Here is a 20,094-nt window from a genome sequence, read left to right as displayed (position 1 = left end):
GGGAGGAGGCGGGCGCCCGTGCCTCCCAGGGTCCTGCTCGCCGGCCCAGGCTCCATCGCGGAGCGGGTCTACCTGCCGCTTCTGGCCTCCGGCGGCCGGGTGGAGCGGGAGCTCCTCTGGGCCCGGCGGCCGGAGCGGGCGGAGGCGGCGGCCCGGCGGTGGGGCTTCCGGCGCTGGAGCGCGGAGCCGATCGACGCCGCGCTGGCGCGCCGCTGGCGCGAGGAAGGGATCGTGGCCGCCTTCGTCCACGTGGCCACCGAGGCGCACGCGGCGGTGGCGGTGCCGCTCCTGGAGGCGGGGCTGGCGGTCTACCTGGACAAGCCGCTGGCCTACCGGCTGGAGGAGGCGGAACGGATCGTGGAGGCGGCGCGCCGCTCCGGGGCGCCGCTGGTGGTGGGGTATAATCGCCGCTGGGCGCCCCTGGTAGAGGCGGCGCGCGCGGCGGTGCCCGGACCGGTCTGGGTGCTGGCGGAGAAGCACCGCGCGGTCCCGGGGCCGTTCAGCGCTCTCCACGACCTGTGGGACGACTTCGTCCATCCCCTCGACTTGGCGGTCCAGCTGGGCGCCGATCGCCTGGGCTGGGTGCAGGCGCGGTGCGACGACGAGGGCCATCTCCTCCGCCTGGTGGTGGGCCTGGAGGGGGAGGGTCCGGCGAGCGCGGTGGTGGCCATGGTCCGCGGCGCCGGAGCCGACAGCGAGCGGCTGGAGTTGTGGGGCGCCGGCGGGCGGAGCGCGCGGGTGGAGGGCCTGGAGCGTCTGGAACTCGCCCTCCCCGGCCAGCCCGGTTGGCTGCGCCGCGAGAGCGGCGCCTGGGAGAGCGTCGCGCGGCGGCGGGGATTCGAGGGGGCGATCGCCCACTTCCTGGGGCGGGTGGCCGCCTGGAGGCAGGCAGACGACGGGCGGTCGGCGTTGCGGACGGAGCGGCTGGCCGACGAGATCCGGCAGAGGGTCGGGTGGTGAAGGTTGGAGGCGCGGCTGCAGCCCGAGGCGCAGGAGGGGTCGGGACTCCTGGCCTTCGACGTGGACGGGACGCTCATCCCGTACGGCGGCGTGATCTCGCCCCGCGTGCGCCAGGCGATGGAGCAGGCCCAGGCCGCGGGGTGGCGCCTGACCATCCTGACGGGGCGCTCCTGGCCCGAGCTGCGGCCGATCCTGCGCCAGATCCCCTGGTTCTCCGGGCCGGTCGCCTGCGCCAACGGGGCGGTGGTGGCGCAGGCACCCGGGGGCGAGCTCCTGCGCGTCCGCCGGCTCGAACGGGAGGCGGCGCTGCGGGCGGTGCGCCTCCTGGAGGAGGAGCGGGCGCTCTTCTGGGTCTATGGCGTGGAGGAGGCGTACGTCGGCTGGCGCACCTGGCGCGACCGGATCGCCCGTGATCCCATCCTGGGGAAGGCACGGGCGCTGGGCTGGCTGGTGCGGGCGCTCCGCTTCCGGCGCGTCGGCTTCCGGGCGGTCCGGCGGACGCTGGAGGTGGTGGAGCGGCTGGACGCGCCCCCGACCCACCTGACGGTGCTGGTCCGGCCGGAGGCGCTGGAGGCGGAGCGGGAGCGATACCGCGCGCTCTTCCCGGAGTTCCAGGTGGAGGCGGTGACCGAGGCGTCGCTGGATTTCCTTCCTCCCGGCTCCGACAAGGGGGAGGCGCTCCTGGCGGTGGCGCGGCTCCACGGCATCGATCCCCGGCGGACGGTGATGGTGGGGGACAACTTCAACGACGTCCCCGCCTTCAAGGCGGCCGGGTACGCGGTGGTGATGGGCGGCGCCCCCCGCGAGGTCCGCCGCCACGCGGACGTGGTGGCGCCGGCGGCGCGGGAGGACGGCGCGGCCTGGGCGGTCGCCCACCTCCTCGCCCGGGACGAGCATCGCAGCGGGAGATGAAGCGAGGATGGAAGCAGGAGCGAGCCGGCGGCCAGGAGGGCCCGGGGAGCGCCTGACCGCGCTGGTGGCCGGGCGGGTCTATGCCCCGGAGGAGGTGGCCGGCCCGGTGACGGTGGTGCTCCGCGGCCAGCGCATCCTCGATCTCTGGCGGGGGACGGGCGCCGAGGAGGCCGCCGCCCGCCTGGGCGAGGCCGGCCGGGTGATCGACCTGGGGGAGGCATGGCTGGCGCCGGGCCTGATCGACCTCCACACCCACGCCTTCCGCGGCCACGACGTGACCACCGGCAGCGCCGGGGAGATCGCCGCCATGGCGCGGGAGCTGCCGCGGACCGGCGTCACCGCCTTCTTCCCCACGGTGGCCAGCACGCTGCCCGGGCCGACCGAGCAGCAGGTGCGGCGGATCGCGGCGCTGGCCGAGGAGGGACCCGAGCCGCCGTCGGCCCAGGTGCTGGGCGCCCGGCTGGAGGGCCCCTTCATCAGCAAGGCGAAGAAGGGCGCCCAGTACGAGCCGGCGATCCGCCCTCCCGACACCGGGGAGCTGGCGCGGCTGGTGGAGGCGGGACGGGGTTGGCTCCGCCTGATCGACTTCGCGCCGGAGGAGGATGCGGGCGGCCGCTTCCTGGCGGCGGTGGTGGCGCACGGCATCATCGCCTGCGTCGGCCACACCATGGCCAGCTACGAGCAGGCGGAGCGGGCGATCGACGGCGGTGCGCGCCACTGCACCCACCTCTTCGACGCCATGACGCCGGTGGGCCACCGGGCGCCGGGGGTACCCGGCGCCTTCCTGACCGACCGGCGGGCGACGGTGGAGGTGATCGCCGACGGGATCCACCTCCATCCCGCCGTCCTGCGGCTGGTCCTGGCGGCACGGGGGGCCGACGAGGTGGCGCTGGTCACCGACGCCGTGGCGGCGGCGGGACTGGGCGACGGCGAGTACGAGTTCACCGGGCGCCGCGTGGTGGTCCGCGACGGGGCGGTGCGGCTACCGGACGGGACGCTGGCGGGGAGCACGCTGACCATGGACCGCGCGGTCCGGACCATGGTCACCCGCGCCGGCGCCTCCTGGGAGGAGGCGATCCGCATGGCCAGCTGGACGCCCGCCCGCATCGCCGGCGTCGACGGCCGCAAGGGGCGGATCGCCGCCGGCATGGACGCGGACCTGGTGGCGCTGGACCGGGAGGGCGAGGTGCTCGCCACGTGGACGAGGGGCCGGCTCGCCTTCGAGAGGGAGGGCTTCGGTTCGGGCCGCTAGCGTCGGGAGGTCCTACAGGAGGGGTGGAGGATGACGGAGGAGACCCGGGTGGTGATCGGCCAGGCCGAGGGGCTGCACGCGCGTCCTGCGGCGGAGTTCGTCAAGCTGGCCAACCGCTTCCGGTCGACCGTGCGGCTGGAGCTGAACGGGCGGCAGGCGGACGGCAAGAGCATCATGGCGGTGATGGCGCTGGGCGCCAACCATGGCGCGGAGGTGGGGCTGCGCGTGGAGGGGGAGGACGCGGAGGAGGCCCTGCGGGCGCTGGAAGCCTTCCTGAGGGGGAGCGGCGCCTGATGGCCGGACGGCGGCTGCACGGGGTCGCCGGGGCGCCGGGCGTGGCGCTGGGGCCCGCCTTCGTCTTCGCTCCGGTCGCCGGGGGCGGGGCCGACGCGGAAGAGGCGGCCGGTCCGGCCGGGACGGCGGGAGGCGGCGAGGGCGCCGCCCCGTCGCCGGAGCAGGAGGTGGCCCGCTGGTTGGATGCGCGCCGGCGGGTGGAGGAGGCCTACGCGCGGCTGGTGGAGCGGGCGCGCCAGCTCTCCGCAGGCGGCGCCGCCGGGAGCGCCGCCGAGGAGGGCGTCGCCATCCTCGAGGCGCAGCAGATGATGGTGGACGACTCGGGGCTGGAGCAGGCGGTGCGCGAGGCGGTGGCGGCGGGGAGCCGGGCGGAGGCGGCGACGCGGGCGGCCATCGAGCGGTACGCCGCGCTCTTCGCGGGGCTGGAGGACGCCTACCTGCGGCAGCGGGCGGACGACGTCCGCGAGGTGGGGGAGGCGCTCCTGCGCGCCCTGGCCGGCGAGCCGCCCATCCCGCTGGCCGACCTGCCGCGCGGCTCCATCCTCTGTGCCCGCGAGCTGGGCGCGGGGGCGCTCCTCGCCCTGGACCGGGAGGCGCTGGCCGGCCTGGCGCTCGGCAGCGGCGGGCCGACCTCGCACGTGGCCATCCTCGCCCGCTCCATGGGCGTGCCGGCGGTGCTCGGTCTGGGGGCCTTCCTCGACCAGGTGCCGCCGGGCGTCCAGGTGGCGGTCGACGGGGAGGCGGGCGACCTCTGGGTGGAGCCCGCGGGCGAGGAGCTCGAGCAGCTTCGTCGCGCCGAGCGGCGGGAACGGGCGGAGCGGCGCGAGCTGGCGGCGTTGACCGGCCAGCCCGCGGTGACGCCCGACGGCCTCCGGGTCGAGCTGGTGGCCAACATCGGCGGCCCCGGCGACGTGGAGCCGGCGCTCCAGGCGGGCGCCGAGGGTGTCGGCCTCTTCCGGACGGAGTTCCTGGTCACCGGGCGCGAGACGCTCCCCGGCGAGGAGGAGCAGGTGGAGGTCTACCGCCGCGTCCTGCGGGGCATGGGCGGCCGTCCGGTCATCTTCCGCACCTTCGACATCGGCGGGGACAAACCGGTCCCCGCCCTTGACCTGCCCCGGGAAGCCAACCCCTTCCTGGGCTACCGCGCCATCCGCATCGGCCTCGAGCACCCCGACCTCCTCCGCACCCAGGTGCGCGCCATCCTCCGGGCGGCCGCCGAGGAGGCGCCGGCCCCGGACGGGGTGTCGCCGGCGCGGATCATGCTCCCCATGGTGGCCACGGTGGAGGAGGTGCGCGGGGCGCGCCGGCTGCTGGACGAGGTCCGCGCCGGGCTGGTGGAGGAGGGGCGCTTCCCGCGGGAGCTCCGGGTGCCGCTGGGGATCATGGTGGAGATACCGGCCGCCGCGCTGATCGCCCGGCAGCTGGCCCGGGAGGTGGACTTCTTCAGCATCGGCTCGAACGACCTGGTCCAGTACACCCTGGCCGCCGACCGGACCAACGAGCGGGTGGTCGGCCTCTACCAGCCCTTTCACCCGGCGGTGCTCCGGCTGATCGGCCTGGTGGGCGAGGCGGCGGAGGAAGCGGGCATCCTCTGCGGCATCTGCGGCGAGATGGGCGGCGACCCCCGGGCGACGGCGCTCCTCCTGGGCCTGGGCGTGCGCGAGCTGAGCATGGCCGCCGCCTCCCTGGGACGGGTGAAGCGGGAGGTCCGGCGGACCCCGCTGGCACGGGCGCGGGAGCTGGCCGGAGAGGCGCTCGCCTGCTCCACGGCCGCCGAGGTCGAGGAGCGGGTCGAGGCCTTCCGCCGAGCGCTGGAATCCCGGGAGCCGGGCGCCGGGGGCGCCCCGACCGGCCGGCCATGAGGCTCGAGATCCTGGAGGACGAGGAGGCCATGAGCCGCCGCGCGGCGGAGATCATCGCCGACGCCATCCGGGGCAAGCCCGACCTGGTCCTCGGCCTGGCCACCGGCGGGACGCCCGTGGGCACCTACCGCGAGCTGGTCCGCCTCTACCGGGAAGGAAGGGTCGACTTCTCGCGGGTGACCACCTTCAACCTGGACGAGTACGTGGGTCTCGACCCGCGGGATCCCCGCTCCTACCACGCCTACATGGAGGAGCACCTCTTCCGGCACGTCAACCTGCGGCCGGGGGCGACCCACCTCCCCGACGGCTGGGCCGAGGACCTGGAGGCCGAGTGCCGGCGCTACGAGGCGGCGGTGGAGGCCCACGGCGGCATCGATCTCCAGCTCCTGGGCATCGGCCGCGACGGCCACATCGGCTTCAACGAGCCGGGGGCGCCCTGGGAGCGGGGGACGCGGGTCGTCCGCCTGAAGCCGGAGACGCGCCAGGACAACGCGCGCTACTTCGGCGGCGTGGTCGACGCGGTGCCCCAGCGGGCCATCAGCATGGGCATACGGACCATCATGCACGCCCGCCGCCTGCTCCTGCTGGCGGCCGGGCCGCACAAGGCCGAGATCGTCCAGCGCGCCATCGAGGGGCCGGTCTCACGCCACGTGCCCGCCTCGATCCTCCAGCTCCACCCCGACGCGCTGGTCCTTCTGGACGAGAGCGCCGCCTCGCGGCTGACGCGGGTCCGGCCCGGGGCGGAGAGAGGCCGCGGCTGAGGAGCCCGGGAGGTGGTGCGATGCGGCTGGTCGTGGGGATCACCGGCGCCAGCGGCGCCGTCTTTGCGGTCCGCCTGCTGGAGGTTCTGCGCGAGCTGGGCGTGGAGCGTCATCTGGCGGTGACCGCTTGGGGGAGGAAGACCATCGAGCACGAGCTGGGCCGCCCGGTGGAGGAGGTGCTCCGCCGAGGAGCTGGTCGACCACTTCGTGGGCCGGGTCCTCGACCGCTTCGGCGTCGCCCACGGGCTCTACCGCCCCTGGCCGGGGATGGGGCCGGAGCTCAGGGCGGGCTCGCCCCCGGAGCCGCCAGCGTCGCCGCCGCTGTGAAGGCGAAGAAGACGACGGAGATCCAGCCGTTGACGGCGAAGAAGGCGGCGTCCAGGCGGGAGAGGTCGTCCGGCGAGACGATGGCGTGCTCGTAGACGAGCAGACCGGCCATGACCGCCACGCCCGCCAGGTAGAGGCCCCCGCGCCAGTCGTCCACCCGCAGGCCGGGGCCCAGCAGTCCCGCCGCGTGGCCGACGGCCAGCGCCAGCAGCACCACCGCCGCATGGCCGAGGCGCGCGATGCGGAAGGCGCGCGGCAGGCCGAAGCGGGCGGGGATGGAGTGCAGCCCGTACCTTCGGTCGAACTCCAGGTCCTGGGCGGCGTAGAGGATGTCGAAGGCGCCCACCCAGAGCGCCACCAGCGCCCAGAGCAGGAAGGCCGCCGGCCCCACGGAGCCGGTGACGGCCACCCATCCCCCGAGGGGAGCCCACCCGTCGGCGATGCCCAGCACCAGGTGGTCGAGCCAGGTGAACCGCTTGGTGTACGAGTAGACGACCCAGCACCGGGCTGACCCGCGCGCGGACCCGGCGCAGTTCGCCCCGCTCCTCCAGCGCCTCCAGGAACTCGCGCAGGTCGCGGTACGCTCGTCTCTCCGCCATGAACCGCCAGAGCCTCCTCGTGCGCCGTTCCGCCGGTCGCCGCCCCGGCGGCCCGCTGCACCTCCCCCGTCGGGGCGGCAGCCTCGCCCTCCGGGCAGGTTCCCCCCCATGGTACAATCTTTCCGAGACCGACTGGTCGGTCTAAATGCTCCCTGGAGGTGCCGTATCCAGCATGAGCGAGCGATGGGGCTCCTGGCGGGAGCCTGGGGCGGCGGCCCCCCTGGCCACCGCGACGGGGGAGGCCAACCGCGGCTGGATCTCGCCGTCCCCCCTGCCAGGCCGGATGTGGGCGGCGGTGGCGCCCGGACCCGGAGGGCCGGAGGTCCTGAAGCTGGAGGAGCGGCCGCTTCCTGAGGCGGCTCCCGGTCACGTCCTGATCCGGGTGCGGACCGTCGGCGTCAACCGCGGCCTCGACCTGGAGGCGCGCCAGTTCGGGCCGGTCTGGGGTGTCACCTTTCCCCACGTGGGCGGCGTCGACGCCGCCGGCGAGGTGGTGGCCTGGGCGCCCGGGGTGACCGGCTGGGAGGCGGGCGAACGGGTGGCGGTCCTCCCCTGGCTCACCTGCGGTCAGTGCCCGGCTTGCCGCCGCGGCCAGACCACGGCCTGCGAGCGCTTCGCCATCTGGGGCGTCCACACCGACGGGGCCGACGCCGAGTACGCCCGCGTCCCGGCCTCTCTCCTGCTCCGCCTGCCGGAGGGGGTCGACTTCGCCGAGGCGAGCGCCGCCATGGTCTCCTACAGCGTCGCCTGGCACCTGCTGGTCACCCTGGGCGGGGTGCGGCCGTCGGACACGGTCCTGGTCCTGGCGGCGGGCAGCGGGATCGGGGTCGCGGCCCTGCAGATCGCCCGCCTCCACGGCGCCCGGGTGCTGGCGGCGGCGGGCGCGCCCTGGAAGCTGGAGCGGGCGCGGGAGCTGGGCGCGGACGGCGGCATCCTCTATCACGACCTTCCCCTGGACGAGGAGGCGCGCCGCCTGACCGGGGGGCACGGCGTCGACCTGGTGGTCGACAACCTGGGCGGCGAGTACTGGGAGCGTGCGGTCCGCAGCCTGGCCACGGGCGGGCGGCTGGTGACGGCGGGCGTCACCGCCGGCGCCGAGGTGAAGCTCAACGTCCGCCACGCCTACCGCAACCACCTGACCTTCTACTGCGCCGAGGCCTCCTTGCGCCACGAGGCCGAGGCGGTGCTCGACCTGATCGCCCGGGGGACGCTCCGCCCGGTGATCCAGCGGCGCTACCCCCTGGCGCGCATCGCCGAGGCGCAGGAGGCGCTGCTCAGCCGCGAGGTCTTCGGCAAGCTGATCATCGAGGCGTAGGCGGCGCGACCCCGCCCGGCCCGGCGTCGCCCGGCCCGCCGCCGGCACCGCCGCGCCCGCCCTCCCGGGGCGGCAGGCCCGGGTAGCGGTCGTAGACCACCGCCAGCGCCTGGACGGCGTCCAGCCCCCAGTGGGCCAGCCATGGCGCCAGGAGGCCGCCGCTCCAGGCGCGGAGCCAGGCGAGGGCGCCGCCGTAGACCAGGAGCGCCAGCAGCGCGGGCGGCCTGCGAAGGTACTGGACGTGGACCAGGGTGAAGAGGAGCGTGGCGGCCGCGGCCCCCAGCGCCGGCTGGAGCCAGCCGCGGAAGAGCGTCTCCTCGGCCAGCGCGACGAAGCCGGTGAAGGCGAGCGCGCCCGCGGCGCGGAAGCGGCGGAAGAGGAGCGGCGTCACCGTGTCGTTGTAGCGGGGAAATCGCCGGCTCAGCTCCAGGTCGAGGAGACCGAGGAGGAGCCCGGCGCCGGCCCCCGCTCCGGCCGCCGCCCAGCTGGCGCCGTTTCGCCAGCTTCCCACCGGGGAGCCGGGATCCCGGAGCCAGCTGCCGCCCCAGCCCAGCACCAGGAAGAACGCCTCCTGGGCCACCAGAAGCCAGGTGGGCGTCCGTTCCAGCGCCTCCCGCCAGCCTTCCTGCACCCGCACCCTCCCCCTTCCATAGGGTAGGAGCGCCGGGGGGAGGTCGGCACGTGGCGGAAGGAAGACGGCAGACGGCCTCCCGGGCGGTGGCTCCCGCCGGCCGCCCGGCGGGTCTCGTTCCCCGCCTGGGGACGCTCCTCCCGTACATGGGGCCGGCCTTCGTGGCCAGCATCGCCTACGTCGACCCCGGCAACTTCGCCACCAACATCGCCGCCGGCTCGCTCTTCGGCTACGACCTGCTCTGGGTGGTCCTGGCCGCCAACCTGGTGGCCATCCTGGTGCAGAGCCTGGCCGCGCGGCTGGGGATCGCCACGGGGCAGACGCTTCCGGAGCTGAGCCGGCGGTTCCTGCCGGCGCGGCTCAACCGCTTCCTCTGGGTGGTGGCCGAGCTGGGCACCATGGCCACCGACCTGGCGGAGCTGATGGGGGCCGCGCTGGGCCTCCGGCTCCTCTTCCACCTGCCGCTCCTGGCCGCCGCCCTGCTGGCCGGGGCGTCGACGCTCCTCCTGCTGAAGCTGGAGGAGCGCGGCTTCCGGCTGGTGGAGGAGGTGATCATCGGCTTCCTGGGTGTGATCGCGGTCGCCTATGTGGGGGAGGTCTTCCTGGCCCGGCCGGCCTGGGGCACCCTCCTCCCCCACCTGGTGGTGCCGCGCCTGGACGGCGAGGAGCTCCTCTACGCCGCCGGCATCTTCGGGGCGACGGTGATGCCGCACGTGGTCTACCTCCACTCGGCGCTGGTGCTGCCCCGGCGTACCGGCGCGGACCCCGCGGTGCTGGACCGGTACGAGCGCATCGACGTTCTGGTCGCCATGAACGTCGCCTTCCTGGTCAACGCCAGCCTGCTGGTGATGGCGGCGGCCGCCTTCGGCGCCCGGGGCCTGGAGGTGTCGGGCATCGAAGAGGCGCACCGGACGCTCCGGCCGCTCTTCGGCCCGGCGGCGGCGACGGTCTTCGCCGTCGGCCTCCTCGCCTCCGGGCTCGCCTCCAGCATGGTCGGCACCATGGCCGGCCAGACCATCCTGGCGGGCTTCGTGGACGTGCGCATGGGCCTGCTGGAGCGCCGGCTGCTGACGCTCCTGCCGGCGGTGGCGGTGGTCGCCCTGGGGTTCGACCCGGTACGGGTGCTGGTGCTCAGCCAGGTGGTGCTCAGCTTCGCCCTGCCCTTCGCGCTGGGCCCGCTGGTCTTCTTCAACGCCGACCGGCGTGTGATGGGGGAGCGCTCGGCGCCCCCCTGGCTGACAGGCCTGGCGACGCTGGTGGCGCTGGCCGTCGTCGCGCTGGACCTCCTGCTCCTGGCCCAGGCGGCGGCCGGGCTGCTCAGGCGGTAGGCGTCGCCCGGGGTTCGCCCCAGCGCCTCCTCGCCCAGGCGAAGAGGAGCGCTCCCGTGGCGCGGCCGGCGCCCGCCAGCAGGAAGAGCCCGGGAACCCCCGCCAGGGGGAGGAGGGCCGTCCCCACCAAGGGCGCCACCGCCGCCAGCGCGTAGAGCACCAGGTTGAAGAGCGCCACCAGGGCCGTCCGCTCCTCCGGGCGCGCCACCGCCAGGACCGCGTTGAAGTTGGCGATGGTGTAACCGGCCGCCCCGATCCCGGTGACGCTGTTGGCCAGCAGGAGGAGCCAGGGGTTCCGGGCCCAGGCGTAGACCAGGGGGACCGCGAGGAAGAGGGCGGTGCTGGCCGCGTAGGTCCAGAGCACGCCCCGCCGGTCGTGCCAGATGCCCCAGAGCCGCGAGGTGAGGATGGCGGCCAGCGAGCTGCCCATGCCGATGAGGCTGATCCAGGAGCCCGGCAGGTGGAGGAGGCGGACGTAGAAGATCGGGTAGGCGGCGGCCGGCAGCATCAGCCCCGCCTGGAAGATCGCCCCGCCCAGGAAGACCAGCCGCGGGAGCGGCCGCCGCAGCGCCTCGCGCGCCACCTCCAGGTCGCCCGGCCTCTCCGCCCCTCCCTCTCCCCGGATCCCCCCGATCGCCCCGCCCTGCGCCGCCGCCGGCGCGCCGCCCGCCTCCGGCGGCTGGAGCCTGCGCAGGAAGAGCCAGGAGGCGACCGCCGCCGCGCCGCCCGCGAAGAGTCCGGCCGCGCTCCCCAGGCGCGTGCCCAAGAGATCCAGGAAGAGGCCGCCCAGCAGGGTGCCCAGGAGCGTGGTCAGCGAGACGAAGAGGTTCCGGTCGCCGAAGACCCGTCCCCGCAGGTGGCCGGGGAAGAGCTGGGCCATCAGCGCCGTCCAGGCCACCAGCGCCAGGGTGGCCGCCCCGTTGGCCAGCGTGGTGGCGAGCACCAGCAGCCAGGCCAGGACCGGCCCCGGCGCGGGCAGAAGCGGCACCGCCGCGAGGAGGAGGAGGCCCGCGCGGGCGGCCAGCGCCCAGCGGAGCATCACCGGGCGGGCGCCCTGCCGGGCGATCAGGCGGACCGCCCAGGGCTGGACGAAGCTGGCCAGGAGGGGAGGCAGCGCCGAGGCGAGGCCGACCAGGAGGACGGGCCCGCCCAGGCGGACGACGTACACCCCGAGGAAGCTCCCGAGCACGCCGGTGCTCAGGTTCGCCAGCGCGCCCTCCAGCAGGCTCCAGGCGGCGTTCCTCCGGACCGCCCGCGGCGCCGGATAGGCCAGGAGGGCGCCCAGCCAACGGCGGGGCCCGTGCGTCATCCATCGGAACCAGCGCGCCGGACCGCGGCTGCGGGCGTGGGCCATGGCTCTCTTATAGCAGATCGCCGGGCGGAGGGGCCGGACGGTCCGGCGTGGAATGGCGGAAGGGACATCGGTCGACCGGGGGCGAGCGCGATGGAGGAGAGCGTCGTCCGCCTCGAGGAGCTGTCGAAATCGTACGGCGCCCACCGCGCCGTCGACCGGCTCAGCTTCGAGGTGCGGCGCGGCGAACTCGTCGGCTTCCTGGGGCCCAACGGGGCGGGGAAGACGACCACGCTGCGGATGCTGGCCGGGCTGCTGCAACCCAGCGGGGGTCGCGCCCGGGTGGCCGGCTACGACGTCTGGCGCCAGCCGCTGGAGGCGAAGCAGCGCCTGGGCTACGTGCCGGACGTCCCGGTCCTCTATGAGAAGCTGACCGGCCGCGAGTTCCTCGCCTTCGTGGGCGACCTGTGGCGGGTCCCTCCCGCCGTCGCCCACCGGCGCGCGGCCGAGCTGCTGGAGCTGTTCGCCCTGACCGGGCAGGCGGACGATCCGGTGCAGAGCTACTCCCGCGGCATGCGCCAGAAGCTGGCCATCGCCGGTGCCCTCCTGCACGACCCGGAGGTGCTGGTGCTGGACGAGCCCACCATCGGGCTCGACCCGCGCTCGGCCCGGCTGCTGAAGAACGTGCTGCGCAGCTTCTGCGCCCGGGGCGGGGGCGTCCTCATGTCCACGCACGTGCTGGAGATCGCCCAGCACCTCTGCGACCGCGTCGTCATCCTGCAGAACGGCCGGCTCCTCGCCCAGGGGCGTCCGGAAGAGCTGGCCCGGGGCGCGGACCGCTCGCTGGAGGACGTCTTCATCGAGCTGACCGGCGGCGAGGAGGTCGCCGACCTGGTCCGGCTCCTCGGGGAGGAAGAGCGCGGGTGAGCCTCGGTCGCCTCCTGGGCTGGAAGCTGCGCATCGCCTGGAAGGGCTTCGCCGCGGGGAGCCGGGGGAGGGGCTGGCTCTGGCTTCCCGTCGTCCTCGTCGTCGCCTCGGCCTTGGCCATCGGGTGGGGAGCGGCCGTGGAGGCGCTCTTCCGCGGGCCGATCCGCCCCGGCTCGCCGCTGGCGCTCCCGCTGCTGCACGCCCTGCTCTTCGCGGGTTCGGCGACCGCCCTCTTCCTCGCCGCGGGGGCCGCCTTCTCCAGCCTCTACGCCGCCTCCGATCTGGAGCTTCTCTTCAGCGCTCCGCTTCCGGAGCGGACCGTCTTCCTGAGCAAGTTCGCGGAGGTGGCGGCCACGCCTCTCGCCGGCGGCCTCCTCTTCGGCCTGCCCGCGGTGACCGGGCTGGGGCGGGCCTGGGGGGCGGGCGCCGCCTACGCGGCGGAGGCGATCTGGCTGCTCCTGGCCACGATCCTGGGCAGCGTCGGGATGGGGTTGCTCCTGCACCTCGTGGTGATGCGGGTGGTGCCTCCCTACCGGACCCGCGAAGTGGGGGCGGCGGTGGGGACGCTCCTGGGCGCCCTCATCTACGCAGGCGGCCAGCTGGCACCCCGCCTGGTTCCGGACGGCGGGAGCCTGCCCGCCCCGGACCGGCTCTCGGGCCTTGCCCACGGGCCCTGGCCCACGCTCTGGGCGGCCGAAGCGTGGACGCGGGCGGCGGGAGGCGATCCGGCCGGAGCTCTGGGCCCGCTGGCGGCGGCGACGCTGGTTGCCGCCCTGCCGCTGGCGCTCGGGCTCTGGCTGGTGCCCGAGACCTTCCGGAGCGGCTGGGCGGGCTCCCGGGAGACGGGTCGTCGTCTCCGTCGCCGGCGGCCGGAACCGGGGACCCGGGATGCCGAGCCGGCGGCGGGAGAGAGCCGGGTCGGCCGCCGGGTGGGTTCCGCCGCCGGTGGCGGGCGGGGGGGCTGGGCCCCCGCGGTTTCGGTGGCGAGGAAGGAGCTGCGCACCACCTTCCGGGACCTGCGGCTCTGGTCGGACACCGCCTACGCCCTGGTGGTGGCCGTGGTCGGCTTCATCCTGCCCAGCGGCGCGCCCGGCCGGGAGGGGCCGCTCCCCGCGCCCCTGGCGGGTGTGGCCGGAGGCGCCTCCCTGTGGGCGGCGGCCCGCGGCGCCCTGGTCGCCGCGCTCTTCGCGGCGCTGGTGAGCGGCCAGGTCGCCCTGACGGCCTACGGGCGGGAGGGGAAGAACCTCTGGATCCTGCGCGCGGCCCCCGTCCACGGGAGCGAGGTGGCGCTGGGGAAGCTCCTCGCCGCTCTCGCCGTGAGCGGCTCCCTCAGCCTGCTCCTCGCCGTCGCCGTGACGCTGCTGGCGGGGGGCGGCTGGGTACAGGCGACGGGGGCGGGCCTGATCGGCCTCGCGGTGGCCGCCGGTTTCTCCGCCTCGGCGCTGGCGGCGGGGGCCTCCTGGGCCCGTCCGGAGGCGGAGGATGTCCGCCACAGCGTGGCGAGGGTGCAGGCCCTGGCGACGATGGCCGCCGGCGACCTGCTCTTCGCGGCGGCGTTGGCAGCGGCTCTCCTCCTCGGGTACCTTGGATGGGTGCGTGAGGCGGGCTGGCTCCTGCGCGCCGGCCTGCTCCTGGCGGTGGCGGTGCCCGCCGGCACGGTGGCCCTGGCCGTCTCGGTCGCCGGTCGGGCCTGGGAGCGGCTGAGCGCCTGAGGGCCGGGGCGGGGAGGGGCGGGAGCGTGGAGCGAGAGGTCGAGGCGGGCGAGCGGGTGGCGGTGGGACGGGCCCTCGGCCGGAGGGGCATCGCCAGGGCCACCCTGACCATCCTGGTGATCACCGCGGTCTCCAAGCTCTTCGGCTTCGCACGGGAGGCGGCGATCGGGGCGGCCTTCGGCGCCAGCCGCGTGGTCGACGCCTACCTGGTGGCGACCAACATCCCGATCCTCTTCTTCGCGGCGGTCAACGCCGCCGCCACCAGCGTCATCATTCCCAACTACGCCCGGGTGCGGGAGCGGGAGGGCGAGGAGGAGGCCCTCCGCTACGCCAACGCCGCCCTGATCCTGATCTCCGTCGGCCTGATCGCGGTCACCGCGGCCAGCGAGCTGCTGGCGCCCTGGCTCGTGGGCTGGATGGCGCCGGGGTTCGGGCCGCAGGAGCGGGCGCTGACCGCAGGGCTCACCCGCATCCTGCTGCCGGCGCTCCTCTTCCAGAGCCTCGCGGGCTGGGCGGCCGGCATCCTGGAGTCCAACCAGCACTTCGCCGCGCCCGCCGCCATCGGCATCCCCTACGACATCCTGATCGTGCTGGGGGCGCTGGTGGGCGGGATCCCCGTGGCGGCGCGCTGGGGTCCCGAGGCCGGCGTCGCCTTCCTGGCCGCGGGAACGCTGCTGGGTTCCGCCAGCCAGCTCCTGATCCAGCTTCCCTTCCTCCGCCGCCACGGCTGGCGCTTCCGCTGGGTCTGGGCGCCGGGGATGCCGGCCATCGTGGAGAGCGGCCGCATGCTGGTGCCGGTCCTGATCAGCTCGGGCGCCAACGCCGTCAACCTCTTCGTCGACCGCCTGCTGGCCTCCTGGCTGGCGGCGGGGAGCATCGCGGCGCTCAACTACGGCAACCGGCTCTACGGCGTCCCCGCGGGGCTGCTGGTGACGCCGCTGGTCACCGTCCTCTACCCGACCTTCTCCGCGCAGACGGCGGCGGAGGAGATGGACGCCTTCCGCAACGGGGTCCGCCGCGGGCTCGGCCTGATGGCGGCGGTCACGGTGCCGGCCGTGGCGGGCATGGTCCTGCTGCGCTACGAGATCGTCCGCGCCGTCTACGAGCGGGGCGCCTTCGACGCCCGGGCGACCGGCATGACGGCGGTGGCCTTCGCCCTCTACGGCCTCTCCCTGCCGGGCGGCGGCTGGAGCCTTCTGCTGACGCGCGCCTTCTGGTCGCTCCGCGACAGCCTGACGCCCATGTGGGTGGGCGTGGCCACCGTGGCCATCAACGTCGGCCTCAACCTGGTCCTGGTCCGGATCATCGGGCTGGCCGGCCTCGCCCTCTCCACCTCGGTGGCCACGACGGCGGGGGGCTTCCTCCTGCTCCTGCTCCTCCGGCGGCGGACGGGGCCGCTCGGGGGCCGCAGCCTGGCCGTCGAGGTGGGGAAGTCGCTTCTGGCCAGCGCGGCCATGGCGATGGCGTTGGCCGGGCTCCAGCGGCTGCAGCCGGCCGCCCGCCTGGCGCACCTCCTGGGACGGAACCCCGCCGCCCCGGGTTCGCTGGTCGACCTGCTGGCGGTGGCGCTGGTGATCGTCGCCGGCATCGCGGTCTACGGGGCCGCAGCCGCCCTCCTGCGCATGGAGGTGGCCGCCTTCGTCACCGAGACGGTGGGCGGTCGGATCGGCCGCCGTACCGGCTCGGCTCCGGCGGAGGGCCGTCCCTAGCTCCCGCGGGCGCCGCTCGCCGCCCGTTCCCGTGCCGGGCGCGGGTCGCTCCCTGCCCGCGGCCAGAGGCGGACGGCGCGGAGGGGGATGGCGATGCGGCAGCGGGCGCCCGGCAGAGGCGCCTCGCCGCCCGCGGAGCGCCGGACCACCAGCGTCAGCGGGCCGGGCAGCTCCACCCAGGCCTCTTCCTGCTCGCCGGCGGTCCAGCGCTCGCGCAGGATCCCTTCCACCGCCACCTCCCCCGGGCGCGCCTCCTCCCCCTCCATCAGGAGGCGGACCGCGCCGGGAGCCACCGACCACATGACCTCGCCTTCCATGCGGTCCGGCGCCGGGTCGGAGAGGCTGGCGGGCCCCGCCGCCGGCGCAGGGGGGCCCGTCCAGGGCAGGAGCAGGCCGCCGCTCTCCAGACGCCCCCGCTCCAGGCGGCCGGGGAAGGTGTTGACCAGGCCGAGGAGGCGTGCCACCTCCGGCGTCGCCGGGCGGCGGAGCAGCTCCTCGGCGGGCCCCGCCTGGAGGAGGCGGCCGCCCCGGATCACCAGGAGCTCGTCCGCCAGGAAGGCCGCCTCTTCCGGGTCGTGGGTCGCCAGGACCGTGGCCAGGCCGGTCTCGCGCTGGAGCTGGCGGAGGTGGAGCCGGAGCTCTCGCCGCAGGGGGGCGTCCAGCGCCGAGAGCGGCTCGTCCAGCAGGAGGAGCCTCGGCCGCGCCGCGAGCGCGCGACCCAGCGCCACCCGCTGCCGCTGGCCCCCCGAGAGCTGGCCGGGCAGCCGCTCCGCCAGGCCGCCCAGCCCCAGCCGCTCCAGCCAGAAGGTTGCCTCGGTCACGTCGTCTCGCGCGGCGAGCAGGAGATGCTCCCGCACCGTCAGGTGCGGGAAGAGCGCGTAATCCTGGGGGACGTAGCCGACGCCCCGCTCCTCCGGGGGAAGCGCGCCCAGCTCCGCCTCCCCGAGGCGGAGCTCACCGCCGCCGCGGCCCTCCACCCCGGCCAGCAGGCGGAGGGTGAGTGACTTGCCCGAGCCGGAAGGGCCGAGCAGGGCCAGCCGCGGTGCGCGGGCGACGTGCGCCAGCCGGAGCGAGAAGCCGTCGAGCTCCGCCTCCAGGCGGAAGCTCAGCGTGCGCGCGCCGGCGGAGGCGGCGGAGAGCGCCGCCCGCGGGCGGGCGGGCGGGTCGGGCGGCGCTGGGGGGGCGGCCGGCGCGGGGCCCGCGCCGTCGACCCGGAGCAGGCCGGCCCGGCCCCGGTGCCCCAGCCCCGGGGAGAGGCGGCCGGCCAGGAGGAGGAGAAGCACCGCGACCACGATGGCGGGGGCGACCGGCACCAGCGCCGCCCCCAGGCCGGCGCTGCCGAACTGGACGAAGGTGTAGACGGGCAGCGAGGCCGGGTGGTAGGCCACCATCACCGTGGCGCCGAAGTCGCCGAAGGCCCGCAGCCAGGCCAGGAGGATGCCCGCGCGGACGCCCGGCCAGGCGGCCGGCAGCGCGATGCGCAGGAATCTCGCCAGCGGCCGCATCCCCAGCGTCGCCGCGACCTCTTCCAACGAGGGGTTGACGGCGGCGAAGGCGGAGCGGGCGGAGATGACCAGGAACGGCGCGCTGACGAAGGCCTCCGCCAGCGTCACCCCGGCCAGCGAATCGGTCAGGCGGCCGCCGCTCCAGCGGCCCAGCCAGGTGTAGGGGCCGATCACCAGCAGGAGCAGGATGCCGCTGACCAGCGGCGGCAGCGCCAGCGGCACCTGGACCAGCGCCTCCAGCAGGCCGAGCCAGCGGCCGGAGCGGCCGCGGCGGCGCGCCAGGAAGTAGCCCAGCGGAATCCCCCCGGCGGCCACCGCCAGCGTGGCCAGGCTGGCGCTGAGGAGCGAGGTCTTCAGCGCCCCGTAGAGCCCCGCCGGGTCCGGCGGGCCCAACCGGCCCGTGGCGGCCGCCTGACCCGCGTAGACGACGTAGACGCCGACGGGCAGGAGCAGGTAGAGGGCGAGAAGCCCGGCCAGCCAGGGGAGCGGCCCGGCGGAGGGGGCGGCGGGAGGCCGCGCTCCGGGCCGGCGTGCGGTCTCCGCGCTCACGAACCCGCTCCGAGGAGCTGTGCCAGTTCGGCCGGCACGGCGGTCCGGTCCCCGTGCAGCTCCGGCCTGAGCACCTGGAGCCCGTCCTCCTCCAGCGCCCTCCGCCCTCCGTCCCCCTCCAGCCAGCGGAGGAAGGCGATTCCCGCCTGCCGGTCCGGCGCCTGCTCCATGAGCGCGAAGGAGTAGACCGCCTTCAGCCGGATGGCCGGGTCGACGGAGAGGGTGGGCAGGCCGGCCTCTTTCGCCTCGTTGGCGTAGAAGAAGCCCGCGTCCAGCTGGCCGGCCTCGATCCGGCCCAGCAGCTCCTCCTCGGGGAAGATCTGTTCCGGATTCTCCGGCGAGCCCAGCAGACGCCGGACCAGATCCGGACGCCCGTACCGCCGGGCGGCCGCCTCGACCAGGCGGATCGTCAGCTCGCCCTTGGGGTCGATGCGCGGGTCCGTCCGCCCGAGGCGGAAGCCGGGCTCGGCCATCACCTCGTACCAGGGACGGTTCTTCAGCTCCGAGGCGAAGCGGCTGGAGGGGCTGTAGCCGATCAGGAGCGGCGCCTCGGCGAAGACGGCGTACCAGCGGAGCCGCTGGCCTCCCTCGTTCCCCATCAGCTGCCGGTTGACCGAGGGCGAGGCGCTGACGAAGACGTCGACCCTCTTCAGCCCGCTCCGGATCTGCTGCGCCAGCCCCTTGGAGCCGCCGGGATAGCCGCGGAAGCGGCAGCCGGTCGCCTTCTCGAAGGCGGGCCGGACGCGATGCTCCATCAGGTTGACCAGGGAGGCGGCGTACGCCACCTGGACGGTCTGCCCCTGGCAGGGCGGAGCGCCGGAGCCGCTCGGCCCGCCGCCCGCGCCCCGGGCGGAGTCCCCCGCACCGCCGCGGGTGGTGCCCGCCGCGCCGCCGCACCCCGCCAGCAGCAGAGCGACCAGGAGCACCGCCAGCCGGGCGGACCCGCCGCGCCTACCCCGCGCCTTCCTCGTGCGATCCGCCAACCACACGCCTGCCCACCCCCCGGGTGTCGTAAGGGCCGAAGAGTTCCAGCTCCCGCAGAAAGGGGCCGCTCACCAGCCTGTCCATCAGGAGGGCGGCCCAGGGCTCCTCCAGCCGCGCTTCGGGCAGCCAGAGCTCGGACTGCTCCTCGCTCACGGGCAGGAAGTCGAGCCGCCAGCTCTCGGCCGCCGCCGCGGCGGCCAGCGTCACGTCCGCCAGGCCGGCGGCCACGCGGGCCGCCGCCTCCCAGTGGCCGGAGACCTCGTCCTCGTAGCCGGCCACCTCGGCCGGGGCGAGCCCGGCCTCGGCCAGCTGGCGGTCGAGCAGGGCGCGCGCCCCGGAGCCGCGCTCGCGGTTGACCAGCCGGAGCCGCGCCAGGTCGCGGGCGTCCTGGAAGCCCAGGGGATTGCCGCGGCGGACCAGCCAGCCCATGGGCCAGCGCGCCACCAGGAAGCGGGCCACGCCCTCCCGGGGCGCCGGGGCCTCCCCCGCCGCGCCGCCGTGGTGGATCAGGGCGGCGTGGACCCATCCCGCCTCCAGCTGCGCCAGCGCCGAACCGTTGCCCGCCTCCCACCAGAAGGCTTCGAGGGGGCCGGCGTCGCGGCTGGCGTGGGAGGCCAGGAGCCCCAGCGCCGGGTCGCAGCCGGCCAGGAAGAGGCCCTCGCCCCCGGCCAGGCGCCGCACCCGGGCGGCCGCCCCCTCCCGCTGCTCCACCACCGCGTGCGCGGCCCGGGAGGGCCAGCGCCGGTCGCCCAGCCCCTCCAGGCCGCGGGCGATCCAGCGGGAGCCCATCCGGGCCAGGAGCACCCGCTCTCCAGGCCGGGCCCCGGGCGTCTCCGCCTCGACGGGACCGGCCTCCTCCTCCAGGGTGAAGAGCTCCTCCACCGTGCAGCCGAGCGCCTTCGCCAGGCGGAGGGCCGCCCCGACGCCGGGCGCGGTGCGGCCCGACTCGAGGAGGCTGACCGTCTGGCGGCTCAGACCCGCCTTGCGAGCCAGCTCCGCCTGGCTCAGGCCGGCGGCCAGCCTCCGCTGGCGCAGCCGGTTCCGGAGCCGATCCGGCCCGTTCTCGTCCATGCCGCTTCCTCCCGCGGGCCTGGTCATGTCGTGTGTATTGGACAACATGCCAACGATACCTTCCACGGCGACCGCATCGAGGGACCGACCCGGCTGCGGGCGGAG

17 protein-coding genes and 1 pseudogene are annotated in these 20,094 nt (G+C 75.9%); 12 read left to right on the top strand and 6 right to left on the bottom strand.

What is annotated here, in order from left to right; genetic code table 11:
• The first annotated feature begins 18 nt into the window (after window positions 1-18).
• The 7 genes and pseudogenes from QJR14_05335 to QJR14_05305 all read left to right on the top strand — a co-directional run bounded on the left by QJR14_05335 (window position 19) and on the right by QJR14_05305 (window position 6,184).
• Window positions 19-960, top strand: coding sequence for a Gfo/Idh/MocA family oxidoreductase (locus tag QJR14_05335; protein MDI3317022.1), 942 nt, complete (start codon window positions 19-21; stop codon window positions 958-960).
• A 3-nt stretch (window positions 961-963) separates the two neighbouring features.
• Window positions 964-1,872, top strand: a complete 909-nt coding sequence (locus QJR14_05330; protein MDI3317021.1) for an HAD family hydrolase — start codon at window positions 964-966, stop codon at window positions 1,870-1,872.
• Between the two features lie 7 nt (window positions 1,873-1,879).
• The gene (gene nagA / locus QJR14_05325; GenBank protein ID MDI3317020.1) at window positions 1,880-3,124 is read left to right on the top strand and encodes an N-acetylglucosamine-6-phosphate deacetylase; all 1,245 of its coding nucleotides are present in this window, start codon (window positions 1,880-1,882) and stop codon (window positions 3,122-3,124) included.
• A 30-nt stretch (window positions 3,125-3,154) separates the two neighbouring features.
• On the top strand, window positions 3,155-3,418 hold the full coding sequence (locus tag QJR14_05320) for an HPr family phosphocarrier protein (protein ID MDI3317019.1): 264 nt from the start codon (window positions 3,155-3,157) through the stop codon (window positions 3,416-3,418).
• Window positions 3,418-5,280 (top strand): phosphoenolpyruvate--protein phosphotransferase, encoded by a 1,863-nt coding sequence (gene ptsP / locus QJR14_05315; GenBank protein ID MDI3317018.1) that lies wholly within the window; start codon window positions 3,418-3,420, stop codon window positions 5,278-5,280. The genes QJR14_05320 and ptsP overlap by 1 nt, the downstream gene beginning before the upstream one ends.
• On the top strand, window positions 5,277-6,041 hold the full coding sequence (gene nagB, locus QJR14_05310) for a glucosamine-6-phosphate deaminase (GenBank protein MDI3317017.1): 765 nt from the start codon (window positions 5,277-5,279) through the stop codon (window positions 6,039-6,041). The genes ptsP and nagB overlap by 4 nt, the downstream gene beginning before the upstream one ends.
• Window positions 6,042-6,061: 20 nt before the next feature.
• Window positions 6,062-6,184: pseudogene (locus tag QJR14_05305) on the top strand (flavoprotein).
• 137 nt (window positions 6,185-6,321) lie between these two features.
• Here the strand turns inward: QJR14_05305 and QJR14_05300 are convergent.
• Entirely contained in the window at window positions 6,322-7,077 is a 756-nt protein-coding gene (locus QJR14_05300) for a UbiA family prenyltransferase (protein ID MDI3317016.1), read from the bottom strand.
• 62 nt (window positions 7,078-7,139) lie between these two features.
• Between QJR14_05300 and QJR14_05295 the strand changes: the two genes are divergently transcribed.
• Entirely contained in the window at window positions 7,140-8,282 is a 1,143-nt protein-coding gene (locus QJR14_05295) for a zinc-binding dehydrogenase (GenBank protein MDI3317015.1), read from the top strand.
• On the opposite strand, the gene QJR14_05290 is transcribed toward QJR14_05295, so the two are convergent.
• Entirely contained in the window at window positions 8,269-8,913 is a 645-nt protein-coding gene (locus QJR14_05290) for a CPBP family intramembrane metalloprotease (GenBank protein MDI3317014.1), read from the bottom strand. The two genes, QJR14_05295 and QJR14_05290, sit on opposite strands and share 14 nt — an antisense overlap.
• A gap of 50 nt (window positions 8,914-8,963) precedes the next feature.
• Here QJR14_05290 and QJR14_05285 point away from each other — a divergent pair, with 50 nt between their 5' ends.
• On the top strand, window positions 8,964-10,241 hold the full coding sequence (locus tag QJR14_05285; protein ID MDI3317013.1) for an Nramp family divalent metal transporter: 1,278 nt from the start codon (window positions 8,964-8,966) through the stop codon (window positions 10,239-10,241).
• On the opposite strand, the gene QJR14_05280 is transcribed toward QJR14_05285, so the two are convergent.
• Window positions 10,231-11,550 carry an MFS transporter gene (locus tag QJR14_05280; GenBank protein MDI3317012.1) on the bottom strand — a complete coding sequence of 440 codons (1,320 nt, stop codon included), beginning with the start codon at window positions 11,548-11,550 and terminating at the stop codon, window positions 10,231-10,233. The two genes, QJR14_05285 and QJR14_05280, sit on opposite strands and share 11 nt — an antisense overlap.
• Window positions 11,551-11,685: 135 nt before the next feature.
• On the opposite strand from QJR14_05280, the gene QJR14_05275 reads away from it, so the two are divergent.
• The 3 genes from QJR14_05275 to murJ are packed head-to-tail and all read left to right on the top strand — an operon-like array spanning window position 11,686 to window position 15,880.
• Window positions 11,686-12,459: an ABC transporter ATP-binding protein gene (locus QJR14_05275; protein MDI3317011.1), complete on the top strand. Its 774-nt coding sequence runs from the start codon at window positions 11,686-11,688 to the stop codon at window positions 12,457-12,459.
• Window positions 12,456-14,171, top strand: coding sequence for a hypothetical protein (locus QJR14_05270; GenBank protein MDI3317010.1), 1,716 nt, complete (start codon window positions 12,456-12,458; stop codon window positions 14,169-14,171). Before QJR14_05275 ends, QJR14_05270 begins: the two co-directional genes overlap by 4 nt.
• Window positions 14,172-14,197: 26 nt before the next feature.
• A complete protein-coding gene (gene murJ, locus QJR14_05265; GenBank protein ID MDI3317009.1) occupies window positions 14,198-15,880 on the top strand; it encodes a murein biosynthesis integral membrane protein MurJ in 1,683 nt (560 codons plus the stop codon).
• Here murJ and QJR14_05260 read toward each other — a convergent pair.
• From QJR14_05260 to QJR14_05250, 3 genes are read right to left on the bottom strand one after another with little or no spacing between them, the layout of a single operon-like run.
• Window positions 15,877-17,934 (bottom strand): ATP-binding cassette domain-containing protein, encoded by a 2,058-nt coding sequence (locus QJR14_05260; GenBank protein ID MDI3317008.1) that lies wholly within the window; start codon window positions 17,932-17,934, stop codon window positions 15,877-15,879. The two genes, murJ and QJR14_05260, sit on opposite strands and share 4 nt — an antisense overlap.
• A complete protein-coding gene (locus QJR14_05255) occupies window positions 17,931-18,917 on the bottom strand; it encodes an extracellular solute-binding protein (protein MDI3317007.1) in 987 nt (328 codons plus the stop codon). Before QJR14_05255 ends, QJR14_05260 begins: the two co-directional genes overlap by 4 nt.
• Window positions 18,886-20,037 (bottom strand): substrate-binding domain-containing protein, encoded by a 1,152-nt coding sequence (locus QJR14_05250; protein ID MDI3317006.1) that lies wholly within the window; start codon window positions 20,035-20,037, stop codon window positions 18,886-18,888. The genes QJR14_05255 and QJR14_05250 overlap by 32 nt, the downstream gene beginning before the upstream one ends.
• Window positions 20,038-20,094 lie beyond the last annotated feature (57 nt).

The organism is Bacillota bacterium (genome assembly GCA_029961055.1).
Lineage (GTDB): Bacteria > Bacillota > Sulfobacillia > JAIMAT01 > JAIMAT01 > JAIMAT01.
This window is presented reverse-complemented; position numbering and strand designations above follow the sequence as displayed.

Coding starts and splice junctions, on each gene's coding strand:
- nagB (MDI3317017.1), top strand. CDS start 5,277: ATGAGGCTCGAGATCCTGGAGGACGAGGAGGCCATGAGCCGCCGCGCG.
- QJR14_05295 (MDI3317015.1), top strand. CDS start 7,140: ATGAGCGAGCGATGGGGCTCCTGGCGGGAGCCTGGGGCGGCGGCCCCC.
- QJR14_05250 (MDI3317006.1), bottom strand. CDS start 20,037: ATGTTGTCCAATACACACGACATGACCAGGCCCGCGGGAGGAAGCGGC.
- QJR14_05275 (MDI3317011.1), top strand. CDS start 11,686: ATGGAGGAGAGCGTCGTCCGCCTCGAGGAGCTGTCGAAATCGTACGGC.
- QJR14_05300 (MDI3317016.1), bottom strand. CDS start 7,077: ATGGGGGGGAACCTGCCCGGAGGGCGAGGCTGCCGCCCCGACGGGGGA.
- nagA (MDI3317020.1), top strand. CDS start 1,880: ATGGAAGCAGGAGCGAGCCGGCGGCCAGGAGGGCCCGGGGAGCGCCTG.
- ptsP (MDI3317018.1), top strand. CDS start 3,418: ATGGCCGGACGGCGGCTGCACGGGGTCGCCGGGGCGCCGGGCGTGGCG.
- QJR14_05280 (MDI3317012.1), bottom strand. CDS start 11,550: ATGACGCACGGGCCCCGCCGTTGGCTGGGCGCCCTCCTGGCCTATCCG.
- QJR14_05320 (MDI3317019.1), top strand. CDS start 3,155: ATGACGGAGGAGACCCGGGTGGTGATCGGCCAGGCCGAGGGGCTGCAC.